The sequence below is a fragment of the Streptomyces sp. CG4 genome (assembly GCF_041080655.1).
Lineage (GTDB): Bacteria > Actinomycetota > Actinomycetes > Streptomycetales > Streptomycetaceae > Streptomyces.
Genome location: NZ_CP163525.1, coordinates 7,157,715 through 7,174,271, shown reverse-complemented (window position 1 = coordinate 7,174,271; position 16,557 = coordinate 7,157,715). Strand labels below are relative to the sequence as shown.

General features: G+C 70.0%; 14 protein-coding genes. 6 read left to right on the top strand and 8 right to left on the bottom strand.

Translation table 11 applies throughout. The features are described 5' to 3' along the window. Positions 1-155 precede the first annotated feature (155 nt). Positions 156-1,427, top strand: coding sequence for an MFS transporter (locus AB5L52_RS32750; protein WP_369367419.1), 1,272 nt, complete (start codon positions 156-158; stop codon positions 1,425-1,427). A 21-nt stretch (positions 1,428-1,448) separates the two neighbouring features. Here the strand turns inward: AB5L52_RS32750 and AB5L52_RS32745 are convergent, their stop codons facing one another. From AB5L52_RS32745 to AB5L52_RS32720, 6 genes are all read right to left on the bottom strand, one after another. Continuing rightward, entirely contained in the window at positions 1,449-2,549 is a 1,101-nt protein-coding gene (locus AB5L52_RS32745) for an ionic transporter y4hA (protein ID WP_351017632.1), read from the bottom strand. Positions 2,550-2,699: 150 nt separating this feature from the next. Further along, complete coding sequence (locus AB5L52_RS32740; RefSeq protein ID WP_351568079.1) at positions 2,700-3,701, bottom strand: TerC family protein; 1,002 nt, start codon at positions 3,699-3,701, stop codon at positions 2,700-2,702. A 222-nt stretch (positions 3,702-3,923) separates the two neighbouring features. Next, a complete protein-coding gene (locus tag AB5L52_RS32735; protein WP_369367418.1) occupies positions 3,924-5,945 on the bottom strand; it encodes a TerD family protein in 2,022 nt (673 codons plus the stop codon). Positions 5,946-5,996: 51 nt separating this feature from the next. Next, entirely contained in the window at positions 5,997-6,575 is a 579-nt protein-coding gene (locus AB5L52_RS32730) for a TerD family protein (RefSeq protein WP_351017641.1), read from the bottom strand. A gap of 158 nt (positions 6,576-6,733) precedes the next feature. Further along, positions 6,734-8,872: an excinuclease ABC subunit UvrB gene (gene uvrB, locus AB5L52_RS32725; RefSeq protein ID WP_351017643.1), complete on the bottom strand. Its 2,139-nt coding sequence runs from the start codon at positions 8,870-8,872 to the stop codon at positions 6,734-6,736. A gap of 40 nt (positions 8,873-8,912) precedes the next feature. After that, positions 8,913-9,791, bottom strand: a complete 879-nt coding sequence (locus tag AB5L52_RS32720; protein WP_351017646.1) for an MHYT domain-containing protein — start codon at positions 9,789-9,791, stop codon at positions 8,913-8,915. A gap of 280 nt (positions 9,792-10,071) precedes the next feature. Here AB5L52_RS32720 and AB5L52_RS32715 point away from each other — a divergent pair, with 280 nt between their 5' ends. Next, the gene (locus tag AB5L52_RS32715; protein ID WP_369367417.1) at positions 10,072-10,944 is read left to right on the top strand and encodes a glycerophosphodiester phosphodiesterase; all 873 of its coding nucleotides are present in this window, start codon (positions 10,072-10,074) and stop codon (positions 10,942-10,944) included. Between the two features lie 41 nt (positions 10,945-10,985). Continuing rightward, positions 10,986-11,540, top strand: coding sequence for a methylated-DNA--[protein]-cysteine S-methyltransferase (locus AB5L52_RS32710; protein ID WP_369367416.1), 555 nt, complete (start codon positions 10,986-10,988; stop codon positions 11,538-11,540). A gap of 156 nt (positions 11,541-11,696) precedes the next feature. Here the strand turns inward: AB5L52_RS32710 and AB5L52_RS32705 are convergent, their stop codons facing one another. After that, positions 11,697-12,128, bottom strand: coding sequence for a VOC family protein (locus AB5L52_RS32705; RefSeq protein WP_351568066.1), 432 nt, complete (start codon positions 12,126-12,128; stop codon positions 11,697-11,699). 98 nt (positions 12,129-12,226) lie between these two features. Between AB5L52_RS32705 and AB5L52_RS32700 the strand changes: the two genes are divergently transcribed. Next, positions 12,227-13,135, top strand: a complete 909-nt coding sequence (locus tag AB5L52_RS32700) for a pseudouridine-5'-phosphate glycosidase (RefSeq protein ID WP_351568063.1) — start codon at positions 12,227-12,229, stop codon at positions 13,133-13,135. Next, positions 13,132-14,145 carry a carbohydrate kinase family protein gene (locus AB5L52_RS32695; protein WP_369367415.1) on the top strand — a complete coding sequence of 338 codons (1,014 nt, stop codon included), beginning with the start codon at positions 13,132-13,134 and terminating at the stop codon, positions 14,143-14,145. The genes AB5L52_RS32700 and AB5L52_RS32695 overlap by 4 nt, the downstream gene beginning before the upstream one ends. A gap of 152 nt (positions 14,146-14,297) precedes the next feature. Here AB5L52_RS32695 and AB5L52_RS32690 read toward each other — a convergent pair whose 3' ends face one another. Further along, positions 14,298-15,092 carry a methyltransferase domain-containing protein gene (locus AB5L52_RS32690; protein ID WP_369367414.1) on the bottom strand — a complete coding sequence of 265 codons (795 nt, stop codon included), beginning with the start codon at positions 15,090-15,092 and terminating at the stop codon, positions 14,298-14,300. 336 nt (positions 15,093-15,428) lie between these two features. On the opposite strand from AB5L52_RS32690, the gene corA reads away from it, so the two are divergent. Then, positions 15,429-16,556 (top strand): magnesium/cobalt transporter CorA, encoded by a 1,128-nt coding sequence (gene corA / locus AB5L52_RS32685; RefSeq protein ID WP_351017680.1) that lies wholly within the window; start codon positions 15,429-15,431, stop codon positions 16,554-16,556. The last annotated feature ends 1 nt before the right edge of the window (position 16,557 follow it).

Here is a 16,557-nt window from a genome sequence, read left to right as displayed (position 1 = left end):
CTATCACGGTGGCCACAGCGGACGACGAGCCGCGCACGTCGTCGCCTCGGCGCACACTCCGGTCGCTTCATCACCTCCACGCGCCCCCGTAACGCATGATCACCGTGGGTAGTTGACGCAGCATGGCACCTGCACACACCGTAAGCACACCGTCGATGCTGCGACTCGCCGCGGCCTCCCTGGCGGGGACCGCGATCGAGTTCTACGACTTCTTCGTCTACGGCACGGCGGCCGCCCTGGTCCTGGGGCCGCTGTTCTTCCCGACGTTCTCTCCGCTCGCGGGGACGCTGGCGGCGTTCGCGACGTTCGGGGCGGGGTTCGTGGCCCGGCCGCTGGGCTCGGTGTTGTTCGGGCACCTCGGCGACCGGCGTGGACGGCGGCCGGTGCTGGTTCTCTCGCTGCTGCTCACGGGCGCCTCGACGGTCGCGGTGGGCTGTCTGCCGTCGTACGGATCGATCGGCGTCGCCGCGCCCGCGCTGCTGCTCGCGCTGCGCTTCCTGCAGGGCCTGGGCCTCGGCGGGGAGTGGGGCGGGGCGGTGCTGCTGACCGCCGAGCACGCACCGCCCGGGCGACGCGCCCTGTGGTCCAGCTTTCCGCAGGTGGGGCCCGCGTTGGGATTCGTGCTCGCCAACGGGGTGATGCTCGCGCTGTCGGTGGGACTGTCCGACGCGGAGTTCGCCGGGTGGGGGTGGCGTGTGCCGTTCTGGGCGGCCGGTGTGCTGGCGCTGTCCGGGCTGTGGCTGCGCTCGTCGCTCGCCGAGAGTCCTCGGTTCCTGGAGATCGACGACCACGCGCGCGTGCCGTTCGTCGAGGTCGTACGGCATCACGGGCGGCTGGTGCTGCTGACGGCCGGGGCGCTGGCCGCGGGGTACGCGGTCTTCTACGCGGTGACGACCTGGTCGCTCGCTTACGCGACGGAGCGGCTCGGGGTGAGCCGGACGGTGATGCTGACGTGTGTCATGGCCGCGGTGGTGGTGAAGGCGTCTCTCACGCCGTTCATGGCGGTGCTGGGCGACCGCTACGGGCGCCGGCCGATGTGCCTGACGGGGTGCGCGGCCTGCTGCGTGTGGATGCTCCCGATGGTGGCGCTGCTGTCCACCGGCCAGCCACTGCTGATGTTCCTCGGCATCCTGGGCGCTCTGGTCTCCTTCATCACCATGTTCGCGGTGATCGCCGCCTATCTGCCGGAGTTGTACGAGGCACGGGTGCGCTGCACGGGCGCCGCGGTGGGCTACAACCTCGGCGGAGTCCTGGGCGGCGCCCTCACCCCGATCGTGGCCACGGCGCTCGCGGAGCACAGCGGGCGCGTCCCCTGGAGCGTGGGCGCCTATCTCACGGGCGTGGCGCTGCTGAGCCTCGTGTGCTTCGCCCTGCTGCCGGAGACCCGCCCGGTGCCCGTCGTGGCGGTGGAGCCGGCGACGGGCTGACCGGCCGCGGCCGGACGGCGGCTATGGGTTGATCGCCAATTCCAGGTAGGCCGCGAAGATCACCAGGTGGACTCCGCCCTGCAGGGGTGTGGCTCGCCCGGGTACGACCGTCAGGGAGCTGACCACGACGGTCAGCGCGAGCAGCAGCATATGGGTCGAGCCGAGGCCGAGGACGAGTGGTCCGGACAGCCAGACGGAGGCGAGGGCGACGGCCGGGATGGTCAGGCCGATGCTGGCCATGGCCGAGCCGAGTGCGAGGTTGAGGCTGGTCTGCACCCGGTCGCGACGTGCGGAGCGCAGCGCGGCGATCGTCTCCGGCAGCAGGACGAGCAGGGCGATGATCACACCGACGACGGCATGGTGCAGGCCGGCCGCCTCCACTCCCGACTCGATGGTGGGCGACACCGCCTTGGCCAGGCCCACCACGCCGATCAGGGCCAGGCCGAGCAGGGCGAGGCTGATCCAGGCGGTGCGCGCGGACGGCGGTGTGGCGTGGTCGTCGGCGGTGATGACCTCGCCCTGCCTGGTGATCGGCAGGAAGTAGTCGCGGTGGCGCACGGTCTGGGTGGCCACGAACAAGCCGTACAGAATCAGTGAGGACACCGCGGCGAAGGCCAGCTGCACCGAGGAGAACTCGGGTCCGGGCTTGCTGGTGGTGAAGGTCGGCAGCACCAGGCTGAGCGTGGCGAGCGTCGCCACGGTCGCCAGGGCCGCTCCGGTGCCCTCGGGGTTGAAGACCGCCGTGCCGTGCCGCAGGGAGGCGACGAGTAGGCAGATGCCGACGACGCCGTTGCAGGTGATCATTACGGCGGCGAAGACGGTGTCCCTGGCGAGGGTGGAACTTTTGTCGCCGCCGTCGGCCATGAGGGTGACGATCAGCGCCACTTCGATGATCGTGACGGCGACGGCGAGCACCAGGGAGCCGAAGGGCTCGCCGACACGGTGGGCGACGACTTCGGCGTGGTGCACCGCGGCAAGGACGGAGCCGGCGAGCACCAGGGTCACCAGCCCGACGACCGCGCCCGGCAGGTCACGGCCCCAGGTGAAAGCCAGCAGGACGACCCCGAGGACGGGCACGAGGATCGTCCATTGCCGGGTAAGCGACCGGAGCCGAATGATCATGCCGCGATGGTCGCAGAGCCGTACAGGGTTCGCATTCCGTTCTATTCGGATGCCTCGCATCCTTTCCGCCCCGGGCCCAGCCGCGGCCGGAGCGGGTGTCCGCTTCGCGCAGTCCCACTCCCGCCACGGCCGTATCTGCCGCGGGCTTGGTCAGGCGTCGATGCTGTCCTTCGGGGCACCTTCGCCGCCGGCGTGCGCCGCCTCGACGGCGGCCTGCTTCCTGGTGGCCATCAGGCTGGTGACGGTCGTCACGACCAGGACCGCGCAGATCACGCCGAGCGAGACCGGGATGCCGATCTCGGGGACGTGGACCCCGGACTCGTGCAGGGCGTGCAGCACCAGCTTGACGCCGATGAAGCCGAGGATGATCGACAGGCCGTACGAGAGGTGGACCAGCTTCTTCAGCAGGCCGCCGATCAGGAAGTACAGCTGCCGCAGGCCCATGAGGGCGAAGGCGTTGGCGGTGAAGACGATGTACGGGTCCTGGGTCAGACCGAAGATCGCGGGGATGGAGTCCAGGGCAAACAGGACGTCCGTGGTGCCGATGGCGAGCATCACGACCAGCATCGGGGTCATGACCCGCTTGCCGTTCTGCTGTATCCACAGCTTGGTGCCGTGGTACTGGTCGGCGACGCCGAACTTGCGCTCCGCGGCCTTCAGCAGCTTGTTCTCCTCGTACTCCTCTTCGCCCTCGTCGGCGCGGGCCTCCTGGATGAGCTTCCAGGCGGTCCAGATCAGGAAGGCTCCGAAGAGGTAGAACACCCAGGAGAAGCTGGCGATGATCGCGGCCCCCGCGGCGATGAAGACGGTCCGCAGGACCAGGGCTATGAGCACGCCGACGAGCAGGACGCGCTGCTGGTACTGCGTGGGCACCGCGAACTTCGCCATGATCAGGACGAAGACGAAGAGGTTGTCGACGCTCAGCGACTTCTCGGTGATGAATCCGGCGAAGAACTCACCGGCCGGCTGTCCGCCGCCGAAGAGGAGGAGGCCGAGGCCGAAGAGCCCGGCCAGGGCGATCCAGACGACGGTCCAGATACCGGCTTCCTTGATCGACACCTCATGAGGCTTGCGCCCGATGAAGAAGTCGACCGCGATCAGGGCCGCTAGACCCGCGATGGTCAGGACCCACAGGGCCACAGAGACTTCCACTGCACCTCCGGCATTACGTAACGGCAAACACGTCAGCGTCGTCGCTGCCGGAGGTCTCTTCCACCCACCATGGGCCGGCGCCCCGGGACCGGAACCGGTCCGTACTGACGGGTGCGCCGCAGTCAGGGAGTACTCCCCTCCGTGGGGAAAACAGTACCCTAATCACCAAGGAATGGTAAAGAGAAAAGTAAAATAAAGACCAAAGTCCCTGGTCGAGAGCCTTTACCTGTGCTGGGTCCGGGCTCTGGCCACCTCGGTGAGGACCTGGTGCACGATGTGGCTGCCGGCTGGCACCAGCGAGGGTTCGTAGGTCCAGGCGTGCCCGACCCAGGGGTCGGCGAAGTGGTCGTCCGGGACGGGTGTGAGTCGCAGCAGCGAACGCCACAGCGGATCGAGCAGGGGGCCGTAGGCGGCGGCGTCCTCGCGGTCCGCGACCAGCAGGAGGTGCACACCGACGCCGGGCCCCTCGTCGGCCAGGTACCGCAGTCGGGTCACCGCCCGGTCGTCGAAACCGTGCGGGAAGTCATGGACGATCAACAGCTGGCGAGCGGTGTCGACATCGGCGGGCAACGACTCGGGGGCGCCCGCGCGCAGCGCCATCTGGACCAGGTCGACCCGCCGGGTGAGCCGCTCCAGCAGCTCCGTCAGTCCCGCCGCCCCGGTCGCGGGCGGAGCGGCGAGCACGCCGCTCCGCAGGAGCGGGCCGAACGCCGCGGCCCCGGCGCCGGCCGGGTCGATGATCTGTACGGCGAAGTCCCCCGCCGGATGCACGGCGAGCAGCCGCACCGCGATCGCCACGGCCGCCTCAAGAGCCAGGTGCCGTAGCTCGGCGGAGTCGGGGAAGCCGTCGGCTGCCCCCGCGCCGCTGTCGAGCCACAGGCCGCGTTCGAGCGGGAGCCTGACCAGCAGGGGGATGCGCAGCGGCACGCTCTCGGGCAGATGGAGATCGCCGAGGCGCAGAGCCATCGGCGGCTCGGCGGGCACGCAGTAGCCATGCCAGACAGGGTTGTCCCAGCGGGCATAGGCGGTCGGCAACGCGGGCTCGACCACCTCGGACTCGGCGGTGAGCTGGGCCAAGTCGCGGTCGAGGACCGCGCGCGCCTGGTCGACCAGCTGCGTCCGGCGGGCGTGGGCCGCCTCGCGCGCGGCGTCACCCGCCGCGCCGAGCCGATCGCGGGGGTCGGCGAGGGCCTGATCGAGTTCCTTCTCCAGACGCGAGTCGGCGAAGTCGACGGCGCTGCGGTACGCGGCCGTCGTACGGGCCAGGTCCTCGAACATGCCCCAGACCTGGTTGTACAGCCGCTCCTCCATCGACCAGCCCGCGGCGTCGCCTGCAACGGGCTGTGCGGGCCGGTCGTCGGCGGCCGGAGCGGGCGGTGGCGGTGTGCCGTGCGGAGGGCGGCCGGGGTGCCTGTAGTCGACCCGGCCGCCGGGGTCTGGCGGGGCGGTGCCGGACGCGTGGGCGTCGTACGGGTTCTGCGCGTCGTACCCGCAGCCGCCGGAGGGTGTTTGCCCCGCCGTCCCGGAGGCGGGGGTGCCCTGCGACCCGGGCTCGTGTGTTTCGTGCGGCGTGGCAGCCAGGGTGTCGTACGCCGTGGTCGCGCACACGTCGTGCGGCACGGTCGCGGAGGTGTCGTGCGGTGTGCGGGCCGTGGTGTCGTGCGGTGGGGGCGGTGTCGGCAGTGTGGTGGAGGGGCCGTGGGCCGACGCCCGATGGGCGTGGGCCGCGAGGTCGGCTGCCTCACGCAGGCCTTGATCGGCGAGGAGTGCGGGGAGCCCGGCGGCGTAGCCCTGGCCCATCGCGCGCACCTTCCAGGCGCCCTGTCTGCGGTACAGCTCCAGGGCGAGGACGGCCGTCTCGCTGTCCAGGCCCGTCAGGGTGTAGCAGGCGAGTTCGGTGCCGTCGAGGCCCTCGACCGTGGTGTGCGGTGCGGCGACGGCACCGAACCTACGTGGTCCTTCGGCGCCTGCGGGCAGGGCGAGGAAGACGTCGACGCGGTGTACGGCCTCGGGCAGGGCGTCCAGGTCGACCGCCAGCCGGTGTTCGGTGGCGGCCTGCCGGGACACCTCGACGCCGGGCAGAGCGGGGGCGCCGGGATGGGCCACCCAATGGGAGCCCTGCACCGTGCCGTTCTCGTCGCCGAGCGTGGCTCCGGCCAGGACCGGCACCCCGGCCGAGACCCGGATCACCAACCGGATCTCGCAGAGCGGGTGGTTCTGCCCCCGCACCAGCTCGGCCGTCATCGACGTCCCCCCTACGTCCGTCTGTTGTACGCACCCCGCCGGTCGCGGCGGCTACAGGTGCTGTTGGATCGCCGGCATCAGGTCCTGGAACGTGCGGCCGTAGGCCGGGGTGCCCAGCGCGGTCATCGTCCAGCCCGAGCCCACGCGGTGCACCTTCGCCATGATCTGGGCGGTGTAGTCGCCGCCGCCGTCCAGGGTGTAGCGGGCCAGTTCCTGGCCGTTGGTCTCGTCCACGAGGCGGCAGAACGCGTTCTGCACCTCCTGGAAGGTCTGGCCCGTGAAGGAGTTCACGGTGAAGACGATCTGGTCGATGTGGACCGGAATGCGCTGCAGGTCCACCAGGATCGCCTCGTCGTCACCGCCCTGGCCGACGCCGCCGACGAGGTTGTCGCCGGTGTGGCGGACGGAGCCGTCGTCGCTCACCAGATGGCGGAAGAAGACGACGTCGACCGGCTCCTTCTCGGCGAAGAGCACGGCCGAGGCGTCCAGGTCGATCTCGCGGGTGCGGGAGCCGAACAGACCGCGCCGCTTCGCTGCCTGCCAGCCGAGCCCCATACGGACCGCGGTCAGGGTGGCCCCGTCCTTCTTCTCCAGGCTGATGGCCTGACCCTTGCTCAAGTTGACGGACACCGCTGAATTCCCCTCTCGATGGTCCCCTGTTGCCGCGCAGTGTGCGGTTGTTCAGAACCCTACGCAGGGGCACCGACAGTGCCGAACCCCGGCCCGTGCTTTGTGTCGGTGTTGCAACACTTGGCGCATATGCCGAGGTCCGACGGGGTGGCGGGGGCTCAGGCGAGGCCGGCTTCCCGCATCTGGCGCAGTTCCTTCTTCATCTCCGAGACCTCGTCGCGCAGCCGGGCCGCGATCTCGAACTGCAGCTCCGCGGCTGCGGCACGCATGCGCTCGGTCATCTCCTCGATCTGCTCGGCGAGTTCGGCCGCCGGGCGGTCCGTGGGCACCGCCTTGCCCTTCGCTGCCTTGCCGGCCTTCGCGCCCTTCGCCGCCTTGTCACCCAGCGACGGGACGGGTGCCTTGGCGCCCTTGCCGTCCTTGGACTTGCGGTAGCCGGAGCCCAGGAGCTGCTCGGTGTCGACCTCCTCGCGGGCGATCTGCGCGACGATGTCGTTGATCTTCTTGCGCAGCGGCTGCGGATCGATGCCGTTGGCCTTGTTGTAGGCGATCTGCTTCTCCCGGCGGCGATTGGTCTCCTCGATGGCCTTCTCCATCGCCGGGGTGATCTTGTCGGCGTACATATGGACCTGGCCGGAGACATTGCGCGCCGCGCGGCCGATGGTCTGGATCAGCGAGGTGCCCGAACGCAGGAAGCCTTCCTTGTCGGCGTCCAGGATCGCCACCAGGGACACCTCGGGCAGGTCGAGACCCTCACGCAGGAGGTTGATGCCGACCAGGACGTCGTAGTCACCGGAGCGCAGCTCGCGCAACAGCTCGACGCGGCGCAGGGTGTCGACGTCGCTGTGCAGATAGCGCACCTGGATGCCCAGTTCCAGGAAGTAGTCGGTGAGGTCCTCGGCCATCTTCTTGGTGAGCGTGGTGACGAGGACACGCTCATCCTTCTCGGTGCGCTTGCGGATCTCGTGCACCAGGTCGTCGATCTGGCCCTCGGTGGGCTTGACCACGACCTCCGGGTCCACCAGACCGGTCGGGCGGATGATCTGCTCTACGACCCCGTCGGAGCGCGACATCTCATACGTGCCCGGGGTGGCCGACAGGTACACGGTCTGGCCGATGCGCTCCTGGAACTCCTCCCACTTCAGGGGGCGGTTGTCCAGCGCGGAGGGCAGGCGGAAGCCGTGGTCGACGAGGGTGCGCTTGCGGGAGGCGTCGCCCTCGTACATGGCACCGATCTGCGGGACGGTGACGTGCGACTCGTCGATGACGAGCAGGAAGTCGTCCGGGAAGTAGTCCAGCAGGGTGTTGGGCGGGGAGCCGGGCAGGCGGCCGTCGAAGTGCATCGAGTAGTTCTCCACGCCGGAGCAGGAGCCGATCTGGCGGAGCATCTCGATGTCGTACGTCGTCCGCATCCGCAGGCGCTGGGCCTCCAGGAGCTTGCCCTGCTTCTCCAGCTCGGCCAGGCGCTCCCCCAGCTCCTTCTCGATGTCGTTGACGGCCCGCTCCATGCGCTCGGGGCCGGCGACGTAGTGGGAGGCGGGGAAGACGTACAACTGCTGGTCGTCACTGATGATCTCGCCGGTGAGCGGGTGCAGGGTGGAGAGCGCCTCGATCTCGTCGCCGAACATCTCGATGCGGACGGCCAGCTCCTCGTAGACCGGGAAGATCTCGATGGTGTCGCCGCGGACCCGGAAGGTGCCGCGGGAGAAGGCCATGTCGTTGCGCGTGTACTGGATGTCGACGAAGCGGCGCAGCAGTTCGTCCCGGTCGATCTCGTCGCCGACCCGCAGGGGGACCATCCGGTCCACGTACTCCTGTGGAGTACCGAGGCCGTAGATGCAGGACACCGAGGCGACCACGATGACGTCGCGGCGGGTGAGCAGCGAGTTCGTCGCCGAGTGACGCAGCCGCTCGACCTCCTCGTTGATCGAGGAGTCCTTTTCGATGTAGGTGTCCGACTGCGGGACGTAGGCCTCGGGCTGGTAGTAGTCGTAGTACGAGACGAAGTACTCGACCGCGTTGTTCGGCAACAGCTCGCGGAACTCGTTGGCCAGCTGGGCGGCCAGCGTCTTGTTCGGCGCCATCACGAGTGTGGGGCGCTGGAGCTTTTCGATCATCCACGCCGTGGTGGCGGACTTGCCGGTGCCGGTCGCGCCCAGCAGGACGACGTCCTTCTCACCGGACTCGATGCGCTTGGCCAGCTCGGCGATGGCCGCCGGCTGGTCGCCGCTGGGCTGGTAGGGACTGACGACCTCGAAGGGCGCCACCGTGCGTTCGATGTGGGAAACGGGCCGCATGCCATCCACCGTACGACCCCCCACTGACAACGGGCCCTGATCAACGGTTCTGCGGGGTCCTGGAGGCGTGATGCTCGGCTGTGCGGACCGGCCGGCGCGCGTCGTGGAGGGCGGGGCGGCGGTCCTGGTGGGAGGCGACGGCGGCGGCCGGGACACCCGGTTTCTGCTCGACCGGCCTCGGGACGGGGCGGCCCATGACCATCATCGGGTCGAAGATCACGACGATGCCCGCGAGGAGCAGGAAGGCGAGCGGGCCTATCAGCATGGGCGCGAGCACCGACGGCTCCGGCGCGCCTCCGGCGGCATGGTGCATGCCGTCCAGGTGGACTCCCAGGGCTGCCATGCCCATGTAGTGCATACCGCTGACCGCGAGCCCCATGACGAGACTCGCCCCCACGCTCCATATGAAGCCCCGGACGCGTCCGGCGGCCCACAGCGCGGCGGTGGCGGCCACGACCGCTATGACGACGGAGGCGGCGACGGTGAAGGTGTTGTAAGTGAAATACCCGTGGAAGCGCACGCCGGCCATGCCGAGGTAGTGCATCGAAGCGACGCCCAGACCGGTGATCGTGCCACCGGTGAACAGGGCGGTACCGGTCGCGCCCCGGTAGCCGACGATGAAGATCCCGACACCGACCATGACGATGGCGAGGCCGAGGCTCGCATAGGTGATCGGCTTGTCGTAGTGGATCGGCGCCTCCTTGATGGCGAAGCCCATCATGGCGACGAAGTGCATCGTCCAGATGCCGGAGCCGATAGCGGCGGAGCCGAGGGCCAGCCAGGCGGGTCGCCAGGAGTGCGTGACCAGCAAGGACCGGGTGGTGCAGCGCAGGCCGAGGGCACCGCCGAGGCAGGCCATCAGATAGGCCACCAACGGGGTGACGGCCCCGTAGCTGAATCCGTCGACCGTGCCTTGCATCCGCGGCTGCCCTTCCGCCCTCTTACGTCCCGGAATCCTCGAAATATTCCCCCGGCCCAGGACCGCCCGCGCGATCAGGGTTGTCGCAGAGAGTATGACCCCCACCGGAATGGTCGAACGATTTTCCGGCAAAGAAACACGGCCTTGCCGCAGTTGTGCGGCACCCGTGAGCGAGCTTGGACATCTCCATTGAGTGTGTGGGCATCGTGCACCCGGGTTTCGTTGACCGTCTGCTGTCAGTCTGGTTGCTGTCCGTATACGCTCGACGCGAGGAGCTTGCATGCACGCGCGCGTAGTTGCCACCACAGCCGCCGGGGTCCTGGGAACGGTGGCCCTGCTGCTGAGCCCCACCTCCGACGCCCGGGCCGGTGACGTGGGTGAGACCACGGTGATCGCCCACCGGGGTGCCTCCGCCTACGCTCCGGAGAACACGCTGGCCTCGATCGACAAGGCCGCTCAGCTGGGCTTCTCCTGGGTCGAGAACGACGTCCAGCGCACCAAGGACGGTGAGCTGGTCGTCATCCACGACGACAGCCTGCAGCGCACCACAAACGTCGAGCAGGTCTTCCCCGGCCGGGCGCCATGGAAGGTCAAGGACTTCACCGCGGCCGAGATCGCCCGCCTCGACGCGGGCAGCTGGTACTCCCCCGCGTACGCGGGCACGCGCGTGCCGACGCTGAAGGAGTACATGTGCCGCATCGAGCACAATCACGAGAAGCTCCTCCTGGAGATCAAGAATCCTGAGCTGTATCCCGGCCTGGAGCAGCAGACCCTGAGATTGCTCGGCAACCAGGGCTGGCTCGACCGGAAGCATCTGAAGCGGCTGATCGTGCAGAGCTTCAGCATCGACAGCATCCGGACCGTGCACGAGCTGAGGCCCGCGATCACCACCGCCTACCTCGGCTCGCCCACCCCTGCGCAGCTGTATCGGTACGCGCGCTTCACCGATCTGATCAACCCGTCGTACGGATCGCTCTCCAGGGGGTACGTCGCGGCCGTGCACTCCTTCGAGGGGCCCCACGACAAGCCGCTCAGGGTGTTCGCCTGGACGGTGAACGACGCGGCCACCGCCCTCCGGGTCGCGGGCTACGGCGTCGACGGAATGATCACCAACAAGCCCGACGTGGTGCGGACGGCGCTGGGTTCGCACTGAGCGCGGCGGGCGTTGTCAGTGGCGGGTCGTACCGTGGGCGCATGGACAGCCATGGGCAGGATGAGCGGCGGGTCGTGTGGGCCGTGGTGGGCACGGACATCGGCCCGCTGATGCTGGCGGCGACCCGGGACGGCCTGGTCAATGTGGTCTTCCACGCCACGGACGCGGTGCGCGACCGCGCCCTGGAGCGGCTGGCGGAGCGGCTGGGTGGCGCTCCCGTGGAGGATCCGGACTCACCGCGGCTGACGGAGGCGATACGCCAGCTGCGGGCGTACTTCGCGGGCGAGCGGCACGACTTCGACCTGCCGCTGGACTGGGCGCTGATCTCCGGCTTCAACCGACAGGTGCTGCGCGAGCTGGCGACCGGTGTGCCGTACGGCACCGTGGTGGGGTACGGCGATCTCGCCGGACGGGTCGGCCAGCCCGGCGGTGCGCAGGCGGTCGGCGCGGCGATGGGAGCCAATCCCCTGCCGGTGGTCGTGCCGTGTCACCGGGTGGTGGAGAGCGACGGCGGCATCGGCGGCTTCGGGGGCGGGCTGGAGACCAAGCGCAGGCTGCTCGCCCTGGAGGGTGTGCTGCCCCAGCCGCTGTTCTGACCGGGCCCCGCCGCTCGACTCAGATCAGGCCGTTCCGCTCGTCGACGACCGGGCGCGGGCACTCAGTCTCCGACCGGGCGCGGCCACTCAGTCTCCGACCGGGCGCGGCCACTCGTCTCTGACGGAGCGCGGGCACTCGTCTCCGATGGGGCGCGGCTACTCGTCGTAGTGCCGGGCCTCGAAGACGTTGCCGTCGGGGTCCCGGAAGTAGAAGTTGCGCGGGGCCTTGCCGCGGGCGCCGAACGAGTCGTGGCCGATGTCGCTCAGGGGTACGCCGTGCTCCTCCAGCCGGGTGCGCAGGGCGTCGAAGGCGTCGGCGGGCAGGGACAGGCAGACGTGGTTGACCGGGTGGCCGGCACTGTTGGCCGCACCGGGCAGCATGTTCATGCGGTCCGTGAAGGCGAGCGGGGCGAGGTCCAGGATGGTCTCGTCATTGACGCGCACGGACGGGAACGCGACCGTCCCCTCAGCGAATTCTGCGGCCCGCACGGGCTCCAGGCCGACGACCTCCTGGTAGAAGCGGGCCGCGGCGAGCGGATCGGCCACCCACAGGACGACGTGGTCGAGACGCATGCTGTTCTTCGTCATGCGGCCCAGGCTGGTGGCGTCCCCCACAGGCCGCAAGCGTTTAGCGGCCGCCGGGGCCCGCCAGAGATGAGGAAAAGCCGACGGACAGGAGGCGATGCGTGGTGCTGGTGGTGTCGGAAGAGGTCCGGGAATCGATCGACGCGCGGCGGCCGGTGGTGGCCCTGGAGTCCACGATCATCGCGCACGGTCTTCCCCGTCCGCGCAACCTGCAGGTGGCGCTGGAGCTGGAGGACGCCGTGCGGCGGGAGGGCGCCGTACCGGCGACCATCGCCGTGCTCGACGGCCGCCCTCACGTCGGCCTGGACAAGCAGCAGCTGGAGCGGATCGCGAACGAGGACGGCATCCGCAAGCTGGGCCATCGCGATCTGCCGCTCGCCGTGGCGGCCGGCGTGAGCGGGGCGACCACGGTGTCGGCGACGGCGCAGCTGGCCGCGCTCGCGGGCATCCGGGTGTTCGCGACCGGCGGGCTGGGCGGTGTGCACCGGGAGTGGACGGTGACCCAGGACGAGTCGGCCGACCTGGGTCTGCTGGCCCGGACCCGGATCACCGTGGTCTGTGCGGGTGTGAAGTCGATCCTGGACGTGCCGGCGACCCTGCAGCGGCTGGAGACCCTGGGCGTGGCCGTCGCCGGGTACGGCACGGACCGGTTCCCCGGCTTCTATCTGTCGGATTCGGGGCATCCGGTCGACTGGAGGCTGGACTCCCCGGGTCAGGTCGCGGACGTCATGCGGGCCCAGGACGCGCTCGACGCGCCGGAGTCGGCCCTGATCGTCGCCCATCCCGTCCCCGAGGCGGACCAGCTCGATCCCGCGCTGCACGCGCGCGTGCTCGCCGACGCGCTGCGCGCCTGCGCGGAGCAGGGCATCACCGGGCAGGCGGTGACCCCGTTCCTGCTGGACTACCTGGTCCGGCACACCGACGGTGCCTCCCTGAGCGCGAATCTGGCGGCCGTGCGCGGCAACGTACGGCTGGCGGCGCGGATCGCCACGGCGTGGACCGGCAGGTGACCACGGGCCGGAGCGGGGCCCTGCTGGTCGTCGGTGACGTGGTCACGGATGTGGTCGCCCGGCACCAGGGGCCGCTCACGGTTGGCACCGACACAGCCGCCGCGATCCGGACGCTGCCGGGCGGCGCGGGCGCGAACGTGGCCTGCTGGGCGGCGCACACGGGCTGTGCGGACGTACGGCTGCTCGGACGGGTGGGCGCGGACGCGGCCGCTTGGCACGAGCGTGAGCTGGTCGCGGCCGGGGTGCGGCCTCGGCTGGTGGTCGATCCGACGGCGGCGACCGGGACGGTGATCTGCCTCGTCGACACGGGTGCGGCGGCGGAGCGCACGTTCCTCACGGACAGCGGGGCATCGTTGCAGCTCGAACCCGCGGACTGGTCGGACGCGTTGCTCGACGGCGTGGCCCGGCTGCATCTGTCGGGCTACCTGCTGTTCACGGAGCCGAGCCGGGAGCTGGCCGAGACAGCGCTCGCGGCGGCACGCGCGCGTGGCGTGCCGGTCAGCCTGGATCCGGCGTCGTCGGGCTTCCTCGTGCGGCTGGGCGTGGATCGCTTTCTGGCGTTCGCGGAGAAGCTGGATGTGTTGCTGCCCAGCCGGGACGAGGCGTGTCTGCTGACCGGGCTGCCGGATCCGGCGGACGCGGCGGCCAAGCTGAGCCGCCTCGTTCCGCTGGTCGTGGCCAAGACGGGCGCGGACGGTGCCCTGGTGGCTCGCTCCGGCAGCACACCGGTCAAGGTGCCGGCGACCCCGGCGGTCCCTCGGGACACCACGGGCGCCGGGGACGCCTTCACCGGCGCGTTCCTCGCCGCCCTGCTCGCGGGCGCGGACCCCGAGGAGGCGGCGGCACGGGGTTGCCGGGCAGGCGCGGAGGCCGTACGACGGGTGGGCGGCAGACCGCCGTGTCGGCAACCGGTGGGTGACGGACCACCGTGTCCGCATCCGGTCGGTGACGGACCACCGTGCCCACAAGCGGTGGACAGCAGGCCACCGCGTCCGGGGAGCGCCGACTAGCCGGTGGCCGTCACCGACCGGACACGAGCGGGCAGGCGGGCAGGCAGGCAGGCAGGCAGGCAGCTGGGGCTTGCCCGCGTCCGGCAGCGCGAACGCCGAGGCGGAGCAGTTGAATTCACGCAGCACGGGCGCCCGCCCCGGCTGGCAGGCGCCTAGGCCTTCCTCCCCCACACCGAGATCATCGGTGCGGTGGCCAGGTCCATGGCGCCGCCCTCGACGTTGGCCAGGTGCCGGTCGATGTCCTCGTCGGTGGCGAGTCCGGCGGTGACGAGCCGGTCCCGGATCTGACGGACCGTCGCGGCTTCCAGGGCGGTGCAGGCAGGCGACGTCACCGGGAAGAACGCATCCGCCTCCACCCCGCTCAGGCCGGCCTCGCGCAGCAGACGCGGGAGTTTGCGGCCGTACGAAAGATCGGCGCCACGTTCGGCGAGCAGCTTGCGAAAGCCCTGGCGCAACCGGTTGGCCAGCTGCTGCTCGGGGCCGTACTCGTCGGGGCAGAGCAGGGGCTGGAGGGCGGGATCGGCGTCCTCGACCAACAGCCAGCCGCCGGGCCGCAGGGCCTGGATCATGGACCGCAACGCCCTTGCCCGGTCCGGGACATGGACGAGGACGAGCCGGGCATGGACCAGGTCGAAGCCCTCACCCGGCGGTTCCTCGGCGCCCACGTCGTGGACGCGGACCTCCAGCGGCGGACGGGCGGCGCCCGTGATCTGCGAGGTGTCGATGTCGGTCGCGACGACATTGCCGGTGGGGCCCACCTTCTCGGCCAGCCAGGACACCACGGAGGTACCACCGGCCCCAACCTCCCAGCAGCGCCGACCGGGCCCGATGCCGAGCGCCTCGATGTGCCGGAAGGTCGTGGGATCGAAGAGGGTGGCGAAGGCGTCGAAGCGCTGTCCCGCCTCGCTCTGCTGGTTGTCCAGGAGGTATCCGTCGGATCGCGTCATACCGCGATCATCCCAGTCGCCCGGCTTGTCCGGATCGGGGGACGCCCCGTCCAGGGCGGGGACCGAAGCGTCCAGGGCGAGAAGCGATCCGTCGAAGGTCGGGAACCGATCCGTCCAGGGTCGGGAACCGGTCCGTCCAGGGTCGGGAACCGGTCCGTCCGCAGGCAGGAACCGATTCCTCTCGAGGCTGGCGCCCATCCGTCCGTCCATCCACAGGCCGGAACCAAGCGGAACGTCCTATTCCCACAGGCTTACCCACGCTTTGCTCTCGGCTGGCAGACTTGCCGGACAAGGCACGGAAGTGTTGCACGCGGAGATCCAAGCGAGGAGATCCAGATGTCCATGGCGGGGAATCTGCGGAAGGTCACGGGACTGGGCAGGGTCGGCGGCCTGCGCAAGGTGGCGCGGCTGGCCCGGCGGCAGCCGCGCGTGGACCTGAGCCATCCCGCCAGGTCACCGCTGGGCTCGTCGGTGGTCAACTGTGTGACGTATCAGGACGGTGTTCGCGTGCCGCAGTGCACGGACCTGGTGGACGCAGTGCGGATGGTGCGCAAGACCGGCGAAGGGTTCGTCTGGCTGGGGCTGCATGAGCCGACGGATCGTGAGTTCGCGGGCATCGCCGAGCTGTTCGACCTGCATCCGCTGGCGGTGGAGGACGCGGTCGAGGCCCATCAGCGCCCGAAGCTGGAGCACTACGGGGACACGCTCTTCGCGGTGTTCAAGACCGTCTGCTACGTGGAGCACGAAAAGCTGACGGCGACCAGCGAGGTCGTGAACACCGGCGAGATCATGGTGTTCGTCGGCGAGGATTTCGTCATCACGGTCCGGCACGGCCGGCATGGTTCACTGGGCCCCCTGCGCGAGGAGCTGGAGGCACATCCGTATCAGCTCTCGAAGGGCCCGGCGGCGGTGCTGCACGCGATCGCCGACCATGTCGTCGACGACTATCTGAACGTCACGGACGCGGTGCAGGCCGACATCGACCAGGTCGAGACGGAGGTGTTCTCGGAGAACGGCGCACGGCTCGACCCCGGCCGCATCTACCAGATGAAGCGTGAACTGCTGGAGCTGAAGCGGGCGGTGGTGCCGCTGGGCCGCCCGGTGGAGGACCTGGCCACCCGTCCCATACGAGTCGTCGCACCGGAGATACAGGCCTATTTCCGGGACGTGCTCGACCATCTGATCCGGGCCAAGGAACAGATCGCCGCGTTCGACGAACTGCTCAACTCGATCCTGCAGGCCCATCTCGCGCAGGTGACCGTCGCGCAGAACGAGGACATGCGGAAGATCACGGCCTGGGCCGCCGTGATCGCCGTGCCGACGATGGTGTGCGGGGTGTACGGCATGAATTTCGACAACATGCCGGAGCTTCACTGGCGGTTCGGCTATCCGCTGGTCATGGCCGTGATGGCGGGAGCGTGTCTGGTGCTGTACCGGGGCTTCCGGCGCAACGGCTGGCTCTGAG